Origin of the sequence: Thioalkalivibrio sp. AKL17, from assembly GCF_000377885.1 — a bacterium.
GTDB classification, from domain to species: Bacteria; Pseudomonadota; Gammaproteobacteria; order Ectothiorhodospirales; family Ectothiorhodospiraceae; genus Thioalkalivibrio; species Thioalkalivibrio halophilus.
In genome coordinates this window covers 21,890-38,235 of sequence record NZ_KB898765.1, presented here as the reverse complement: position 1 = coordinate 38,235, position 16,346 = coordinate 21,890, and the positions used below count along the sequence as shown (strand labels likewise).

At 68.0% G+C, this 16,346-nt stretch carries 12 protein-coding genes; all 12 read left to right on the top strand.

All coding sequences use genetic code 11. From position 1 onward, the window contains the following. Nucleotides 1-42: 42 nt before the first annotated feature. The 12 genes from D577_RS0103415 to D577_RS0103360 all read left to right on the top strand — a co-directional run bounded on the left by D577_RS0103415 (nt 43) and on the right by D577_RS0103360 (nt 16,272). Nucleotides 43-1,302 carry a 4Fe-4S binding protein gene (locus D577_RS0103415; protein WP_018946175.1) on the top strand — a complete coding sequence of 420 codons (1,260 nt, stop codon included), beginning with the start codon at nt 43-45 and terminating at the stop codon, nt 1,300-1,302. After that, nucleotides 1,299-3,839 (top strand): molybdopterin-dependent oxidoreductase, encoded by a 2,541-nt coding sequence (locus D577_RS0103410; protein WP_018946174.1) that lies wholly within the window; start codon nt 1,299-1,301, stop codon nt 3,837-3,839. The genes D577_RS0103415 and D577_RS0103410 overlap by 4 nt, the downstream gene beginning before the upstream one ends. Before the next feature lie 34 nt (nt 3,840-3,873). Further along, on the top strand, nt 3,874-4,620 hold the full coding sequence (locus D577_RS0103405; protein ID WP_341853163.1) for a 4Fe-4S dicluster domain-containing protein: 747 nt from the start codon (nt 3,874-3,876) through the stop codon (nt 4,618-4,620). A 12-nt stretch (nt 4,621-4,632) separates the two neighbouring features. Continuing rightward, complete coding sequence (nrfD, locus tag D577_RS0103400) at nt 4,633-5,844, top strand: NrfD/PsrC family molybdoenzyme membrane anchor subunit (RefSeq protein WP_018946172.1); 1,212 nt, start codon at nt 4,633-4,635, stop codon at nt 5,842-5,844. A gap of 87 nt (nt 5,845-5,931) precedes the next feature. Continuing rightward, on the top strand, nt 5,932-6,867 hold the full coding sequence (locus tag D577_RS0103395) for a molecular chaperone TorD family protein (protein ID WP_018946171.1): 936 nt from the start codon (nt 5,932-5,934) through the stop codon (nt 6,865-6,867). Then, nucleotides 6,860-7,867 carry a GTP 3',8-cyclase MoaA gene (gene moaA / locus D577_RS0103390; protein WP_018946170.1) on the top strand — a complete coding sequence of 336 codons (1,008 nt, stop codon included), beginning with the start codon at nt 6,860-6,862 and terminating at the stop codon, nt 7,865-7,867. Before D577_RS0103395 ends, moaA begins: the two co-directional genes overlap by 8 nt. Nucleotides 7,868-8,011: 144 nt before the next feature. Continuing rightward, the gene (locus tag D577_RS0103385; RefSeq protein ID WP_026288887.1) at nt 8,012-9,307 is read left to right on the top strand and encodes a TlpA disulfide reductase family protein; all 1,296 of its coding nucleotides are present in this window, start codon (nt 8,012-8,014) and stop codon (nt 9,305-9,307) included. A 22-nt stretch (nt 9,308-9,329) separates the two neighbouring features. Beyond that, nucleotides 9,330-11,861 (top strand): ABC transporter substrate-binding protein, encoded by a 2,532-nt coding sequence (locus tag D577_RS0103380; protein WP_018946168.1) that lies wholly within the window; start codon nt 9,330-9,332, stop codon nt 11,859-11,861. Further along, the gene (locus D577_RS0103375; protein ID WP_018946167.1) at nt 11,854-12,963 is read left to right on the top strand and encodes an ABC transporter permease; all 1,110 of its coding nucleotides are present in this window, start codon (nt 11,854-11,856) and stop codon (nt 12,961-12,963) included. The genes D577_RS0103380 and D577_RS0103375 overlap by 8 nt, the downstream gene beginning before the upstream one ends. Beyond that, nucleotides 12,960-14,288: an ABC transporter permease gene (locus D577_RS0103370; RefSeq protein ID WP_018946166.1), complete on the top strand. Its 1,329-nt coding sequence runs from the start codon at nt 12,960-12,962 to the stop codon at nt 14,286-14,288. The genes D577_RS0103375 and D577_RS0103370 overlap by 4 nt, the downstream gene beginning before the upstream one ends. Continuing rightward, nucleotides 14,288-15,277 carry an ABC transporter ATP-binding protein gene (locus D577_RS0103365; RefSeq protein ID WP_018946165.1) on the top strand — a complete coding sequence of 330 codons (990 nt, stop codon included), beginning with the start codon at nt 14,288-14,290 and terminating at the stop codon, nt 15,275-15,277. The genes D577_RS0103370 and D577_RS0103365 overlap by 1 nt, the downstream gene beginning before the upstream one ends. Continuing rightward, entirely contained in the window at nt 15,274-16,272 is a 999-nt protein-coding gene (locus D577_RS0103360; protein ID WP_018946164.1) for an ABC transporter ATP-binding protein, read from the top strand. The genes D577_RS0103365 and D577_RS0103360 overlap by 4 nt, the downstream gene beginning before the upstream one ends. The last annotated feature ends 74 nt before the right edge of the window (nt 16,273-16,346 follow it).

Genomic DNA, 16,346 nt, shown 5'->3' with positions numbered 1-16,346 from the left:
ATTGGTGGCCCCCGGGCCCTGACTTTCCGAGCCGGAGCGTTCATGTCATCAGCCGATACCGCCGAAATCCGGTTTCGCCGGTTGCACCCGGATATCTCCGAACTGGCCTTTCTGGCCGAGGACTGCCTGCCGGCGCGTTCGCCGCTGTCGCGCTGCGATGACTGCGCGCGCGCCTGCCCGGTGGATGTCCTGACGGCGGTCAAGGGGAAGCTGGAGCTGAGCGATGGCTGTCTGCGCTGCGGACGTTGTGCTGCCGCCTGTCCCACCGGTGCCCTGCGCGCGGCGGATTTCCCGCGCACCGAGGCCATGCAGGAGATGCCCCCGGCCCGCGACGAACCCCTGTATGTGGACTGCTGGCGGGTGCCGGAGGAGGTATCTCCGGAAGGGGCCCTGCGCGTGCCCTGTACCGGCGGACTCGACGCGGGGGCGGTGGCCGAGCTGACGAGTCTGCGTGATGGCCCGGTGGTGGTGCTGGATCGTGGCTGGTGCGAACGGTGTCCCGCCGGGGGGTGTGCCCGCCCGGCGCAGACCGCCCTGGAAACCGCGGCCGCGGCCCTCGACGCCGCGGAGGCGATGGAATCGCTGCTGCCGCGGTTCGAGGCGCGCGGGTTGCCGCGCGAACGGGCACGGGGCGACGGCCCGCCGGCGCGTTCGGCCATGACTGCCGTGAGCCGTCGCGGCCTGTTCCGGCGCATGGCCGGGGAGGTCGCCGGAGCGCTGGACGACACACCCATGGAGGCCGAAGGCGAGGGCCCGTCGCGCCCGTTGCGCGATCGCATCCCCGCGCCCCCGCGACAGCGCATGGTGCGCGCGCTCGAGCGTTTCGATGAAACGCTCCCGGCCAGCCAGCGCCCCGGACTGAACGTGGATCAGGACGCCTGCTGTAACCAACGGGTGTGCGCCTCGCTGTGTCCCACCGGGGCGCTGGAGGCCTTCGATGCCGAGGGCGGGAGTGGACTGCACTTCCGTCCGGAGGAGTGCATCGGTTGCGAATTGTGCGTGCGCGTATGTCCCGAGCGCGCGCTCACCTCGTACCCCGAAGGGGGGCAGTCGGGAGAACTGACCCGGCATGCATTCCGCCGTTGTCCGGAATGCCGGAGACCGTTCGCGGGCGGCGAAGGACGTTTCTGTCCGTCCTGCGACAAGAAATACGGCCTGCTCGCGGGGGGTGGTTACGAGCTGCTCTTCGGGCAGGCCCCCGATTCCCGGGCGCCCGATGGCTGCGGTGCCCGGGTACAACAGGCGAGTCGCGATGCGGCCAGCGCCGATGCGAAGACGAGAGGGAGTGAGAGTCCGATATGAAGAATATCCTCGAGAGCATGTTCACGCGGAGGCGGTTTCTGCAGACCTCCGGGGCAACCGGGGCCGCGGCGTTCGGCGCCGCCGGCATGGCCAAGCTGACCGGCTTTTCCGCGGCCGGGGCGGGCGGGGCTGCACCGTCGAATGCGGCCGCGGCCTCCAACGGCAGCTGGAAGGACCTGCAGATGACCAAGAACATCTGCCACCAGTGTCCGGCCCGCTGCGGCATCAATGTCTACACCCATGAAGACCCGTCCACCGGTAACCGGCGGGTGACGAGCATCTACGGCGACCCGGGCAATCCGATCGCCAACGGCAAGCTGTGCCCGAAGGGGCATCTGGGAACGTACTTCCTCTACGACCCGGACCGCTTCAAGCAGCCCATGCGCCGGACCAACCCGAACAAGGGTCGGGACGAGGATCCGGGATGGGAGCCCATCTCCTGGGACGAGGCCTACGACGAGATCGCCGGGCGGATCAACGAACTGCGCGAGAATGGCGAGGCTCACAAGATTGCGCATCTGTACGGTCGCGGCTGGGGGCCCTCGGACGCGGGCCTGTATGGCGACTGGGGCAAGCTGGTGGGCACCCCCAACGCGGCCATTGGTCATGCCTCCATCTGCGCGGAAGGTTCCAAACACGCCAAGGGCGCACTGGAAGGCAACGTGTCGTACAACTCCTACGACTACAACAACACCAACTACCTGCTGATCTTCGGCGCCGGCTTTCTCGAGGCCTTCCGCCCGTACAACTACCTGATGCAGGTCTGGGGTCACATCCGCACCAAGAGCCCGAAGACCCGGGTCACCACGGTGGACGTGCGCATGAACCCCACCATGGCGGCATCGGACCGCTACCTGATGACCAAACCCGGCACCGACGGGGCCCTGGCCCTGGCCATGGCCCACGTGATCCTCACCGAAGGGCTGTGGGATCGCGAGTTCGTGGGGGACTTCGACGACGGCGAGAACCGCTTCTCCACCGGCTCCACCGTGGACGCGGAGCGCTTCGAGGAGGTCTGGACCCGGGGGCTCGCCGACTGGTGGAACGCCGAGCTCAAGGACCGCACGCCGGAATGGGCGGCCGGGATCACTGGCGTTGACGCGGACGACATCCGCCGGACGGCGGTGGAATTCGGTTCCACGCGCCCGGCCATGGCGATCTTCGAGCGCGGCCCCACCGCGCACACCAACGGGGTCTATAACGGCATGGCGATCCATGCGCTGAACGCGCTGTCGGGCTCGATGTTCGCCGAGGGCGGGCTGTTCTACCAGATGGGCCCGTCCTATGCTTCCGGGCCGGCCGATGCGGACGACTACCGCGACGGGATCTCGCGGACCATGGAAGGCCGCTATCCGCGCATCGACATGGCCGGCACCGAGCGCTGGCCGTTCGCCGGGACCATGATGCAGGAGGTCGCGAAGAACCATAACGCCGGCGACCCCTACAAGCTGAAGATGGCGATGTTCTACACCACCAATCCCATCTGGACCGCGCCGGATGCGCCGGAGTGGGAAAAGATGATGAGCGAGATCTTCGTGGTGGACACCTCGCCGTATCCCGGCGAGACCGCGAAGTTCGCCGACATCGTGCTGCCCGAATCGACCTACCTCGAGCGCCTGCAGGACTCGCCGACCTATCCGTTCGAGGGCTGGCCGATGACCGCGCTGCGCGTGCCGGCGGTGGAGCCGATCTACGACACCACCGAGTTCGGCAACATGATGATCGAGATCGGCAAGCGGATTAAGGGGCCCACCAGCGACTACTACCGTCAGGTGGATAACGTCGAGAACCTGCTGAAGCACCTGGCCCGCGGATTCGAGGATGATCCCGGCGACAACGGCGTCGACGGCTGGGAGGCCTGGAAAGAGCAGGGGGTCTGGTACAAGAAGCCCTACCACTGGAAGCAGCACCGTGGCGTGTTCTACGAGTGGGATGGCGAGGGCTACAACATCGAGATGACCGAGGAAGAGGTCAGGGAAAAGCTCATGCCCACCGAATCGGGCAAGTTCGAGTTCGATTCCTCCTACCTGCGCGCTGAGGTCGACTACATCACCCAGCATCTGAACGTGAGCCGGGACCGGGTCGGTTTCCCGCAGTGGCTGGATCCGGAATACACGGGCGGCAATCGGGACCTGCACTTCGTCACGCCCAAGACCCCGATGACCGCCGAGGGTCGCAGCGGGAATATCCCGCAGGCCACGGCCCTGATGCAGCCCAGCGTTGGCGGCAACGATCGCTGTTACGTGGAGATGCACCCGCAGACGGCGCGCGAGCGCGGCATCAAGGACGGCGACCGGGTCCGGATCACGGCGGATCTCGGCAGTATCGAGGCCTACGTGCGCCTGATGCCGCAGAACCGTCCGGACACCATCATCCTGCCCTACGAGCACGGGCACTGGGCCCAGGGGCGCTGGGCCGAGGCCCAGGAGCGTGCCACCGCACCGGGTAACCCCAACGAAATGACCGAAAACGTCTCGGACCCGATCTCGGGCCTGGCGGCCTATTACACCGGCCGGGTCGATGTCGAGCGCGTCTGAGCGCGCGGTCCGGAACGCAAGAGGAGACTAGAGAATGGCGAAATGGGGAATGGTCATTGACCTCGATAAATGTACGGGCTGCCAGGCCTGTACCACGGCCTGTGACATGGAGAACGACACCCTGCCGGGCGAGAGCTGGCAGGACGTTCTGTACTACACCGAAGGGGAGTATCCCAGTGGTCAGATGAAGTGGCTGCCACGGCCCTGCATGCAGTGCGAGGACCCGTCCTGCGTGCATGTCTGCCCGACCCGGGCCACCTACAAGGACCACGATGCGGGCGGCATCGTGTTCATCGACTGGGACAAGTGTATCGGCTGCAAGTACTGCATGATCGCCTGCCCCTACGGCGTGCGGTTCTTCGCGGATGAAAAGCCGCTGGTGGAGCCGGATCTCAAGGAGGTCTTTGCCGGCAGCGGCGGGCAGCTGTGGGATCCGCCGGGGCAGAGCCCGGATACCGACTATCGCCGTGGCATCGGCGTGCAGCCCAAGGGCGTCGTGTCCAAGTGCACCTTCTGCTACCACCGCGTGAAGGAAGCCCCCGAAGGGGTCCCGGACCTCGACGAGGATGATCCCGAGCTGGTCGATTACGTTCCGGCCTGTGTGCGGACCTGCCCGCCCAAGGCCCGGTTCTTCGGCGATCTCGACAATCCCGCCAGCAATGTCAACAAGCTGATCGGGAACAAGAACGGCATTCGCCTGAAGGACCACACCGGCAACCGCCCGCAGGTCTACTACCTCGGCGCCGGCGCGGGCATCCCCGCGTTCCAGCCCAAGTCGTAAGGGAGACGATTCATGACTGCGCAAGACAACCAATCGGGCAATCCGGCGCTGTTCACGCCGATGCTCTACGTCGGAGCGGCGATCGCGATCATCGCGTTCGTCTTTTCCGGCTTCATGCTGATGACCCAGGGTCACGCCGCATTCAACATGGATGCGAACGTGGCGTGGGGTCTGCCCATTTCCACCTACGTGTACTTCGCCCTGATGTCCTCGGGGCTCACGCTGCTGGCCGCGCTGGCCATGGTGTTCGGGTTCAAGCAGTACTACCCGCTGGTGAAGCGGGCCATCTGGCTGGCGATCATCACCCTGGTCGCCGGGCTTGCGGTGCTGGCCATGGAGATCGGTCACACCTTCCGCATGTTGTGGGCCATCCCGCTGAACCTGCAGGTCGAGTCGGCCATGTTCTGGATGGGCGTGTTCTATCTGGCGGATCTGATCTTCCTGCTGTGGAAGTTCCAGCGCATGGAACGCGGCGACTGGAGCAGCAAGCTCAGCCGTCAGGTCGGAATCGCGGGTTTCATCGCCGTGGTGCTGGCCGCCGGGACGCTGGCGCTGGTGTTCGGCATGATGAGCATGCGTCCGTTCTGGTACGACCCGACCCTGCCGGTGTGGTTCTACGCCACCGCCGCGCTGACCGGTGTCGCCGCTCTGGTGTTCTTCACCTACCTGAGCTACGGCATGAATACCGAACGCATGCCGAAGGCGCTGCGCATGGACATGGAAGGCCCGCTGCCGCGGCTGTTCCTGATCCTGCTGTTCATCACCCTGGTGATGTTCCTGGCGCGTCTGACCACCGGGCTGTATGCCAATGCGACCGAAGTGAACGTGGTGTGGGCGGACTACCTGCTGGCTTCGGGCTGGTTCCATCTCGGCGTGTGGGGCGGCATCCTGCTGCCGTTCGTGCTGTTGCTGGCACGCGGCCTGCGCCAGTCGCCGGCGATCCAGATGCTGGCCGCGGTGCTGGTGCTGGTGGGCATGTTCATCGAGCGCCTGTATTTCGTGGTTGGCGGTCAGGTGGTCCCGCTGTTCAAGGGCACCTGGGAGCGTGACCTGGTGGCCTACGTGCCGTCGCCGACGGAATGGGTGCTGACCGTCATGGGTATCGCCCTGGTCTTCGCCCTGTATGCCCTGGGCGAGCGGCTGTTCAACCTGAGCGACATGCCGCAGGCAGAGCCGGGCGAGGCCGAAGCCGAACCCGAAGCCACGGCCGAAGCACGCTCTTGAGCGGCCGGCCATCCGCGTGAATGTGGCACGGCCACAGGGACGGGCCGGGGTACGCCTCCGGCCCGTTTTTGTATACAAGGAGCGAAAATGAACCTTGAAGCAACGCAAACCGAAACCGATTTCCTGGTCCCCTTCGGCGAGACCCTGCTCTGCCTCGGGCAGGCGTTCCTGACGCCGAAGGAATCCGAGCGGGCGAATGCCCTGCGGGACGACCTGGTTCCGGATCTCGAAGCCCTGCGGGAAGCGACCGGAGTCCCCGCAGCCGGGGCACTGGACGCCCTGGCGTCGGCACTGCGGTCCACCGCGGACGCCGAGGGCGGCCTGCTGCGCGTCTACAGCCGACTGTTCCTGGCTCCTCCGTTTCCGGCTCCTCTGAATGCCGGCATCCAGCTCGACGGGGCCCTGATGGGGCAGAGCACGGTGGAGATGGAACGTTTTTACCAGCGCCACGGCCTGACCCGGGACCGCGAATTCCGCGATCTTCCGGATCACCTGGCCCTGCAACTCCAGTTCGTCGCTTTCCTGCACGCGAAGGCCGCGGAGACGGAGGACCGGGAGGAATGCGCCGCGATCGCCGGTGATGCGCGCTATTTCGTGCGTCAGCTGATGCTGTCGTGGTTCCCCAGATGGCTGGAACAGCTGGACGAGGCGGTAACGCACCTCCCGACCGCGGAAGCCTGGCGCCAGCTGGGGCGGGTGACCCGCGACGTGCTGGAGGCCGACGTGGTCTACCTGGAGGCCCTGGCTCCCGAAGTGCACGCCGAAACCGCCGCCAGGCCGTCGCTGGAAGAGGCACTGGACGCGCGCATGGCGCCCGAGCGCTCGCTGGAGGCCCCGGCCGCCTGCCGGGTGTGCGGCAAGGAATTCGCCATGGGCCGCGACATGGTGTTCATGCTGCAGCAGCTGCAGGCGCGCGGGCTGGAGACCGAACACCTGGAGGCCTGTCCGGATTGTCGTGCCGGCGAGATGGGACTGTCGGAAACCACGGTGGAATTGCCGGCGGCGGTGAGCAAGCATGTCTGACCAATCCAGGAACGGCGATCGGGGTCTGGTCGACCGGCACGGGAGGCGCATCGAATACGTACGCGTGTCGGTCACCGACCGCTGCGACCTGCGCTGCTTTTACTGCATGCCGGAGGGCTTTCGCGATTTCGAAGTGCCCGAGCACTGGCTGACCTTCGACGAGATCGAGCGGGTGATGGCGGCCTTCGGGCGCCTTGGCACCCGACGCGTGCGCCTGACCGGGGGCGAGCCGCTGGTGCGCCACAACATTCCGGATCTGGCGGCGCGGCTGAACGCCCTGCCGGGCATCGACGACATCTCGCTGTCCACCAATGCGGTGCGTCTGGCGAAGCACGCCGACGCGCTGGCCGCGGGCGGGGTCGGGCGCATCAACGTGAGCCTGGACACCCTGCGCGCGGAGGTCTTCAAGGACGTGACCGGCGGCAAGCTGGAGAAGGTGCTGGACGGGCTGATGGCGGCGAAGCGCGCCGGGCTGGACCCGATCAAGATCAACATGGTGGTGATGGGCGGCATCAACGATATTGAGGTCGGCGACATGGTCGACTTCTGCATCGAGCACGGTTTCACCCTGCGTTTCATCGAGACCATGCCGGTGGGCGACACCGGGCGCGCGGCGAACGAAGGCCACTACGTGAACCTGCAGGACGTGCGCCGCGACCTGGAGCAGCGTTTCGAGCTGCTCCCCGGGGTGATGCCCGGCGGCGGCCCGGCGCGCTATGTGCAGGTGGCGGGCACGGACATCCGCATCGGCTTCATCACGCCGATCTCGCAACACTTCTGCGACACCTGCAACCGCGTGCGGCTGTCGGTGGACGGCACCATCCATACCTGTCTGGGCAACGAGCACAGCCTGGCGCTGCGCCCGCGGCTGCGTGACGGCTGCAGCGATGCCGAGCTGGAAGAGGCAATCCTCGAGGCGATCGCGCTGAAGCCCGAGCGCCACGAATTCAACGAGCGCCCGGAGAAGGTCATGCGCTTCATGTCCATGACCGGGGGGTGATCTCCCGCTGACGCTCGGGGGGCGGCCCCGCCCGGCCATTGCAAGGCGACGGGCCATGTCGGATGATCGGATCCTGCCCGGGGAAGCGGACGGGCCCCGGGTGCGTCTTTCCCGCGGTGGATCCTTTCTTTCGCGAGGTTCAATGTGCGGTCGATTCCGTGGTCCCGGACGGGGCGTGCGCTGTTGTGGCTGGTCTTTCTCCTTTTGCCGTTGGGCCTGCTGGCCGACGGCGCGGCGAAGGAGTTCACCATCGAACTGGATGGCGGGGATCTCCTGGAGGTAGAGACCCTCGGCGAGGCCGAAGGCACGGGTCCGCTGTTCATCTGGCTGATCCCGGCGGCCGAGGAGCTGGATGCCCCGCGCGAGCTGCTGGGCGAACTGGCGGAGCAGGGCGCCACGGTGTGGGTGGTGGACCTGCTCGATTCGCTGTTGCTGGAACGCGCCAGTTCCACCGTGCGCGGGCTGGAGGGCAAGCCCGCCGCGGCGCTGCTGGAGGAGGCCGGGGCGCAGGGTTATGCCCCGGTGACGCTGGTGGCCTCCGACCGCATGGGCGTGCCCGCGCTGCGCGGGCTGCGCGAATGGCAGGCGGCGACCGACGATCCGGATGCCGTGGCCGGCGCGATCCTGCTGTTCCCCAATCTGTATCGCGGCACCCCTGCCGCCGGCGATGACCCGGAGCTGTTCGGGATCGTGGACGCAACCAACATGCCGGTGGCGGTGTTCCAGCCCGCCGACGGGGCCCATGCGGCCCGCCTGCCGGAACTGATGCGGCATCTGTACGCGGCCGGCAGCCCGGCGCTGGCGCGCATCATCGCCGGCGAGCGCGACTACTACATGCGCCCCGACGAGGCGGGCAGTGACGCGGTCGGGCGAACCCCGCAGCAGCTGCTTTCGACGGCGCGCGTGCTGGCGGGCCTGCCGCGCCCGGGACAGGTCGCCGAACTGGACGAGGAGCGCGACCAGCCGCTGGGCAGCGAGCACGGGATGGTCGAGCGCGAGCCCGAGGAGCCTCCCGGCTACGAGCTGACCGCCGCGCGCGGCGAGACCCACCGGCTGGAGGATCGTGCCGGTCAGGTGACGCTGGTGAACTTCTGGGCCAGCTGGTGCCCGCCCTGCGTGCACGAGATCCCGTCGATGAACCGCCTCGAAGGCTCGTATGACGAGGACGAGTTCGCGATCGTGTCGATCAATTTCCGCGAGTCGCCCGAGCACATCCTGGAATTCATGGAAGAGGTCGAGGTCGATTTCCCGGTGCTGATGGACGAGGATGGGGCGGTCTCGCAGGAATGGGGCGTGTTCGCCTTCCCCAGCTCGTTCCTGCTGGACCGCGAGGGCCGGGTGCGGTATTCCGTGAACGAGGCCATCGAGTGGGACACCGACGAGGTGCGTGAAGTGATCGACGAACTGCGCGACGAACCCGCCCCCAACGACACGCCCTGACCCAACGGCCCGAGGAGACCCCTTGTTCGATCTGCGCCGCCTGCTGCCCCCGCTGATTCTCGGCCTGTTCGTGCTGGCGATCGCGGGCACCCTGTGGATGGGGGATCGCAGCGAAGATACCGCCGCCCCGCAGCCCGTGCCGGGCGATCCGGCGGAGCGGAAGGGGGCGCTGGTCGACGAGGTGGTGTTCACGGTGGAATCCGACCCCGGCCGCATCACCGCACTGATCGAGCGCGGTTCGCATCACCTGTTCGGTCAGGGGCTGGATTCGGCCTCGTTGTTCCGCCAGATCCAGGCCTCGCCACGGGTGGGCCACCATTTCTCGCGCGGATCCGTGTCCGAACTGACCCTGAACCCCGCGGTCACCGATGACGGCGCGCTCAACCCCTTCTCCGACCGCCGGATCCGCGAGGCGATGAACTGGCTGGTCGACCGTACGCATATCGCCGAGGAGCTGTACGGTGGACTGGCGGCGCCGCGCTATCTGCCGCTGAATACCGCGTTCCCCGACTATGCCCGCCTGGCCGATACCGCGCGCGAACTGGAGATCCGCTATCGCCACGACACCGAACGCGCCGAGCGGGTGATCGGCGAACGCATGCAGGCCCTGGGCGCGGAGCGCCGTGACGGCCGCTGGTATTACGAGGGCGAGCCGGTGGTGATCAAGGTCCTGATCCGCACCGAGGACAACCGCGAGCGGGTGGGTGATTACGTGGCCAACCGGCTGGAGGATCTGGGGTTCGAGACCGAGCGGCTGTATCGCACGGCGGACGAGGCCACCCGGCTGTGGATCGCCAGCGATCCCGCCGAGGGCCGCTGGCACGTGTACACCGGGGGCTGGGTCTCCACCGTGATCAACCGCGATGTCGGCGACGACTTCAGCTACTACTACACCCCCCGAGGGCGCCCCGATCCGCTGTGGCAGGCCTACGATCCCGATCCGGAGCTGGATGAACTGGCCGAGCGTCTGGAGCGCCGCGAGTACCAGTCCGTGGAGGAGCGCGAGGAGCTGATGGGGCGCGCGCTGGAGCTGGCCATGGAGGATTCCGTGCGGATCTGGCTGGTGGACCAGCAAAGTGTCTGGCCGCATGCCGAAAACGTCGAGGTGGCGGTGGATCTGGCCGGCGGAGTCACCGGGTCCGGTCTGTGGCCGTATACCCTGCGCTTTCGCGACGGCTTGGGCGGCCGGGTGGTCATCGGTACCCCCAGCATGCTCACCGAGCCCTGGAACCCGGTGGCGGGATCCAACTGGATTTTCGACCAGATGATCCTGCGCTCGCTGTCCGATCCGGCGGCGCTGGCGGATCCCTTCACCGGGCTGTACCGGCCCCAGCGCATCGAACGCGCCCGGGTCACGGTGGAAGAGGGCGCCCCGGTCGGGCGCACCCTGGACTGGGTGGAGCTGGAGCATGTGGAGCGCATCGAGGTGCCCGGGGATGCCTGGCTGGACTGGGATGCCGGCGAGGGGCGCATGGTCACCGTGGACGAGAAGGAGCCCGACGGTATTACCGCGCGCTCGCGCACCGAGATCGAGTTCGAGTCGGGGTATCTCGAGCGCTACTGGCACGACGGCTCGCGGGTGTCGGTGGCCGACATGATCCTGCCCTGGATCCTGACCTTCGAGCGTGCGAACGAGGACAGCCCGCTGTTCGATCCCGGGCACGTACCCACGTTCTCGGTGTACCAGCGGCATTTCCGTGGCTGGCGCATCACCGACACCGATCCGCTGACCGTCGAGGTCTACAGCGACCAGGTCTACCCCGATGCCGAGAGCCTGGTGGCCAACCGCGTGCCCTCGGTGCAGCCATGGCATGTCCTGGGATTGGGGATCGAGGCGGAACGCCAGGGCGATCTGGCCTTCTCCACCGGGCAGGCGGACCGGCGCGGCGTGGAACAGACCCACCTGGTTTCCGGCCCGGCACTGTCGATCCTGCGCGACTACCTTGAGGGCGCGGCCGCCAGCGGGCGGGTACCTTATGCCCCGGTGCTGGGGGAATGGGTGGCGGACGACGAGCCGGCGCAGCGCTACGCCGCACTGCAGGACTGGTACGCCGAGCGCGGGCATTTCTGGGTCGGCGACGGCCCGTTCTATCTGCATCGGGTGCGTCCGGTGGAGGGCAGCCTGGTGCTGCGGCGCTTCGAGGACTTCCCGGATCCGGCCGACAAGTGGCTGCGCTTCGCCGAGCCGCGCATCCCGGAGCTGGTGGTGGAGGGGCCGCTGATCGCCGAACTGGGCGAGTCCATGAATGTGGATCTGGACATCGGCTTCGCCGGCGAGGCCTATCCGCCGGAGGACATCGAGGAGGTGCGCTGGATGCTGTTCGACGGGGATGACGAACTGGTGCGGCGAGGTGCGATCGAACCCGGGGAGGACGGGGGCTGGCGCCTGGAGCTGGATACGGAGACCCTGGAGGCCCTGGGGACCGGGGCCAACAGCCTGGAGATCGCGGTGACCGCGAGGCCGGTGGCGCTGCCGGCATTCGCCTCGCATGCCTTTGCCACGGTGCCGGGCGGGCGCCTGCCCGAGGTCCTGCCGGAGGGCGCTGATGACTGAGTCGGCCACCGGCATGCGGCGCGGGCTGGGGCGGGATCTCCGGCGACTGACCGTGTTCACCGGCAAGCGCCTGCTGGCCCTGCTGGTGACGGTGCTGATCGGGGTCTATCTGACCATCGTGATCGCTAACATGGGCGGGCAGGTGGATGACCTGCGCCTGGCCCAGATCGAGACCGATGCGGCCGAGGCGGTGCGCGCCGATCCCGCTTTCCATGACCTGCCGTCGGAGGAGCGCAACGAGCTGATCGAGGAGCAGGTGGCCCTGGAGGTCGAGCGCCTGCGCCTGGACGAGCCCTTCATCTGGCGCAGCTTCGACTATCTCTATCAGGCGATGATCCTCGATCTCGGACGGGCCGAGGAGATGCATTCCGACGCCGGCTCGCGCGAGGTCTACCAGATCATCGTGGAGCGCCTGCCGGCCACCCTGCTGCTGTTCGGCACCGCCAACCTGCTGGTGTTCTTCGTGGCGGTGTTTGCCGCCCTGGGGCTGTCGCGGCGCTACGGCTCGGCGCTGGATCAGAGCGTCATCGGGCTGGCGCCGAGCTCGGCGGCGCCGGGCTGGTTCTACGGCATCTTCCTGATCCTGCTGCTGGCGTTCATCTGGCCGCTGTTTCCCACCGGGGGCATGGTCGCCGTACCGCCTCCGGAGGACGGCTGGGCCTATGCGGCCTCGGTGCTGCGGCACATGGCGCTGCCGGTGCTGGCGATGTTCATCTCGCAGATCTTCATCTCGATCTATTCCTGGCGCACCTTCTTCCTGATCCACTCCAGCGAGGACTACGTGGAGATGGCACGCGCCAAGGGGTTGCCGGATCGCCTGATCGAACAGCGCTACATCCTGCGGCCGACGCTGTCGCCCATCGTGACCAGTTTCCTGCTGATGCTGATCGGGCTGTGGAGCGGCGCGATCATCCTCGAACAGGTGTTCAACTGGCCGGGTCTGGGCACGCTGCTGTTCGAGGCCATCGGCCATCGCGATACCCCGGTGATCATCGGATCGGTGGTGATCTTCGCCTACCTGCTGGCCATTACCGTGTTCGTGCTGGACTTCCTCTACGCCATCCTCGATCCGCGCGTGCGCATTGAAGGAGGTCGTTCATGAGTCCCTGGAGCGAGGGCCTGCGTCGGCTGCGACGTTATCCGTCGGCGGTAGCGGGGATGCTGATCATCCTCGCCCTGCTGGGCACGGCGATCTACGCGGTCACGGCCATCCCGTACAGCGAGGCGCAGGAGCTGTGGCGCGGCGGCGAGGAATGGCAGGACCTGCCGGTGAATGCGTCACCGGCCTGGACCGACCGGCTGACCGGGGGCAACGCGCCGCCGACCCTCAGTGTCGGGGCGGATGCGGAACAGCGCAGCATGGCCCCGTTCGAGGGCGGCCGCATCGAGGAGCAGACCCTGCACTTCGAGTTCGACTACGACGACTTTCCCAGTGAGCTCAACCTGTTCCTGGATGCGGAGTTCGAGAGCCGCGCGCCGTTCGTGCGCATGACCTGGGAGCGCCCGGACGGCACGGAGGTGGCCCTGGGTTCGCGCCGTGTGGGGGCCCGCGAACGGGTGTCGATCTCGCAGGACAGCGCGCTGGAGGCCCGTCTGCGGCAGGCGCCGCAGGTCGGGCTGTTCAGCGACCCCGAAGCCGCGGAGCCCGAGGTGATGCCCGGGACCTATCGCCTGGTGCTGGAAGCAGTGCATTTCGAGGAAGAAGGCCGGCTGGATCCCGAGCTGGTCGCCTACGGGCAGGTCCACGGGCTGTTCGGCACCGACCATCAGCGCCGCGATCTGTCCGTGGCCCTGCTGTGGGGCACCCCGGTGGCGCTGGCGTTCGGGCTGATCGCCGCGGTGGGGACCACCATCACCACCCTGATCATCGCCGCCGCCGGCGTGTGGTACGGCGGCTGGGTGGATGCCGCGATCCAGCGCCTGACCGAGGTCAACATCATCCTGCCGCTGCTGCCCATCCTGGTGATGGTGGGCACGCTCTATTCCACCAGTATCTGGCTGATGCTGGGCGTGGTGGTGGCCCTGGGGATCTTCTCCGCCGGGATCAAGATGTACCGTGCGATGCTGCTGCCGATCCGCCAGGCCCCGTACATCGAGGCGGCGCGCGCCTACGGCGCCGGCAGCCCGCGGATCGTGCTGCGCTACATGGTGCCGCGCATCCTGCCGGTGCTGATCCCCACGTTCGTGACCCTGATCCCGACCTACGTCTTCCTCGAGGCGTCGCTGGCGGTGCTGGGCCTGGGGGATCCGGTGCTGCCGACCTGGGGCAAGGTGCTGCACGACGCACAGGCGCAGTCGGCCCTGTACCACGGGTTCTACTACTGGGTGGTGAGCCCCGCGGCGCTGCTGATGCTGACCGGACTGGGTTTCGCCATGCTCGGTTTCGCCCTGGATCGCGTGTTCAACCCCCGGCTGAGGAACCTGTGATGACGGTGGCGGCCAACCCCGACAGCCCTCTGCTGGAGATCGAGGACCTGCGCATGCAGTACCGCACCGAGCAGGGGCCGGTGAACGCGGTGGACGGGGTCAATCTGGAGATCCGCCGCAACGAGGCGCTGGTGGTGCTGGGCGAGTCCGGTTGCGGCAAGTCCTCGCTGGCCAAGGTCCTGCTGCGCACCCTGCCGCGCAATGCCGGGCGACCCACCGGCCAGGTACGCCTGGACGGGCGCGACGTGCTGGGCCTGTCCGAGGAACGCTTCCGCCGCGAGGTGCGGTGGACCCGCATCGCGCTGGTGATGCAGGCGGCGATGAATGCGCTGAACCCGGTGGTGCGGGTGGGCGAACAGGTCGCCGAGCCGCTGCGCATCCATCGGGGGTGGTCGCGGCGGGCGGCCATGGCCCGTGCGGCCGAGGCATTCGAGGAGGTCGGCATCGCCACGGACTTCCTGCAGCGTTATCCGCACGAGCTGTCCGGCGGCATGCGCCAGCGCGCGGTGCTGGCCATGGCCCTGGTGACCGACCCGGACCTGGTGATCCTCGACGAGCCCACTTCGGCGCTGGATGTGCTCACCCAGGCCTCGATCATGAACGTGCTCAAGCGCATCAAGCGCGATCGCGGCACCAGCTTCGTGCTGATTACCCACGACGTGGCCACCTCCAGCGAGCTGGCCGACCGCGTGGCGCTGATGTATGCCGGGCAGGTGGTGGAGGAGGCGTCCGCCGAGGCCTTCTTCACCGCCCCGGGGCACCCCTATTCGCAGATGCTGATGGCCTCGGTGCCGCGGCTGCGCCAGGAAGAACCGCCGGTGCCCATTCCCGGGCGTCCGCCCAGCCTGCAGGATCCGCCGACCGGCTGCCGCTTCGCCGAGCGTTGCCCGCGGCGGTTCGAACGCTGCGCCGAGGACCCGGCGGTGTTCCACCCGGATGCGCGCCATCGCGTGCGCTGCTGGCTGCACGAAGCGGGAGGGACCGGATGAACACCCGTGACCGCAGTGAACCCCTGCTGGTCGCCGAAGACCTGCAGACCCATTTCGAACTGCGCCAGTGGGGATTCATCCGCACCGGGACCGTGCGCGCGGTGGACGGGGTGCGTTTCACCCTGGATGCCGGCGAGGCCGCCGCGGTGGTGGGCGAGTCCGGCTGCGGCAAGTCGTCGCTGGCGCGCACCCTGCTGGGGCTCAACCGGCCCACCGGCGGGGCGGTGCGCTTCGAGGGACAGTCGCTGGCCGATCTGAAGGGAGCCGACCTGAAGGCGTACCGCGCCCGGGTGGGGTACGTGCAGCAGGATCCCTACGGCGCCCTGCCGCCGTTCATGGACATCCGCCGCGCGCTGGAGGAACCGCTGGTCGTGCACGGGATCGGCCCGCGCGCCGAGCGCGAACGGCGCATCGACGCGGCGCTGGAGGAGGTCGGCCTGACCCCGGTGGCCCAGGTGCGCGGCAAGTTCCCGCATCAGCTGTCCGGCGGGCAGCAGCAACGGGTGGTGATCGCCCGTGCCCTGCTGCTGCGGCCGAAGCTGATCATCGCCGACGAACCGGTGTCGATGCTGGACGCCTCGGTGCGGGTGGAGATCCTCGACCTGCTGCACCGGGTGCAGCGCGAGCACGACATCGCGCTGCTCTACATCACCCACGACCTTTCCACCGTGCGTCACTACGCCGGGCGGGTGATGGTGATGTACGCCGGCCGCATCGTGGAGCAGGCGCCGGTGGACGCACTGCTGGACGCCCCGCAGCATCCCTACACCGAGGCGCTGCTGTCGGCGCTGGCCGACCCCGACCCCGCCAACGCTCGGCAGATGCGCGAGATCCCCGGCGGCGAGGCCCCCAGCCTGGTCAGCCCGCCGCCGGGCTGCCGTTTCCATCCACGCTGCCCGCAGGCCATGGCCGGCGTCTGCGAGACCCGCGACCCGCCCGATTTCCGCCCCGCGCCGGACCACCGCGCCGCCTGCTGGCTGCGCGAACCGGAGTAAACGGCCCCGGCACGAAAAAGGGCCCGGACGGAGACGTCCGGGCCCTTTTGTGCGCCCGCCGGTCGGGGCGGGCG

Bases quoted from the DNA above. Each gene is read 5' to 3' on its own strand.
- D577_RS0103415 (WP_018946175.1), top strand. From the start codon at position 43: ATGTCATCAGCCGATACCGCCGAAATCCGGTTTCGCCGGTTGCACCCG.
- D577_RS0103410 (WP_018946174.1), top strand. From the start codon at position 1,299: ATGAAGAATATCCTCGAGAGCATGTTCACGCGGAGGCGGTTTCTGCAG.
- D577_RS0103405 (WP_341853163.1), top strand. From the start codon at position 3,874: ATGGCGAAATGGGGAATGGTCATTGACCTCGATAAATGTACGGGCTGC.
- nrfD (WP_018946172.1), top strand. From the start codon at position 4,633: ATGACTGCGCAAGACAACCAATCGGGCAATCCGGCGCTGTTCACGCCG.
- D577_RS0103395 (WP_018946171.1), top strand. From the start codon at position 5,932: ATGAACCTTGAAGCAACGCAAACCGAAACCGATTTCCTGGTCCCCTTC.
- moaA (WP_018946170.1), top strand. From the start codon at position 6,860: ATGTCTGACCAATCCAGGAACGGCGATCGGGGTCTGGTCGACCGGCAC.
- D577_RS0103375 (WP_018946167.1), top strand. From the start codon at position 11,854: ATGACTGAGTCGGCCACCGGCATGCGGCGCGGGCTGGGGCGGGATCTC.
- D577_RS0103370 (WP_018946166.1), top strand. From the start codon at position 12,960: ATGAGTCCCTGGAGCGAGGGCCTGCGTCGGCTGCGACGTTATCCGTCG.
- D577_RS0103365 (WP_018946165.1), top strand. From the start codon at position 14,288: ATGACGGTGGCGGCCAACCCCGACAGCCCTCTGCTGGAGATCGAGGAC.
- D577_RS0103360 (WP_018946164.1), top strand. From the start codon at position 15,274: ATGAACACCCGTGACCGCAGTGAACCCCTGCTGGTCGCCGAAGACCTG.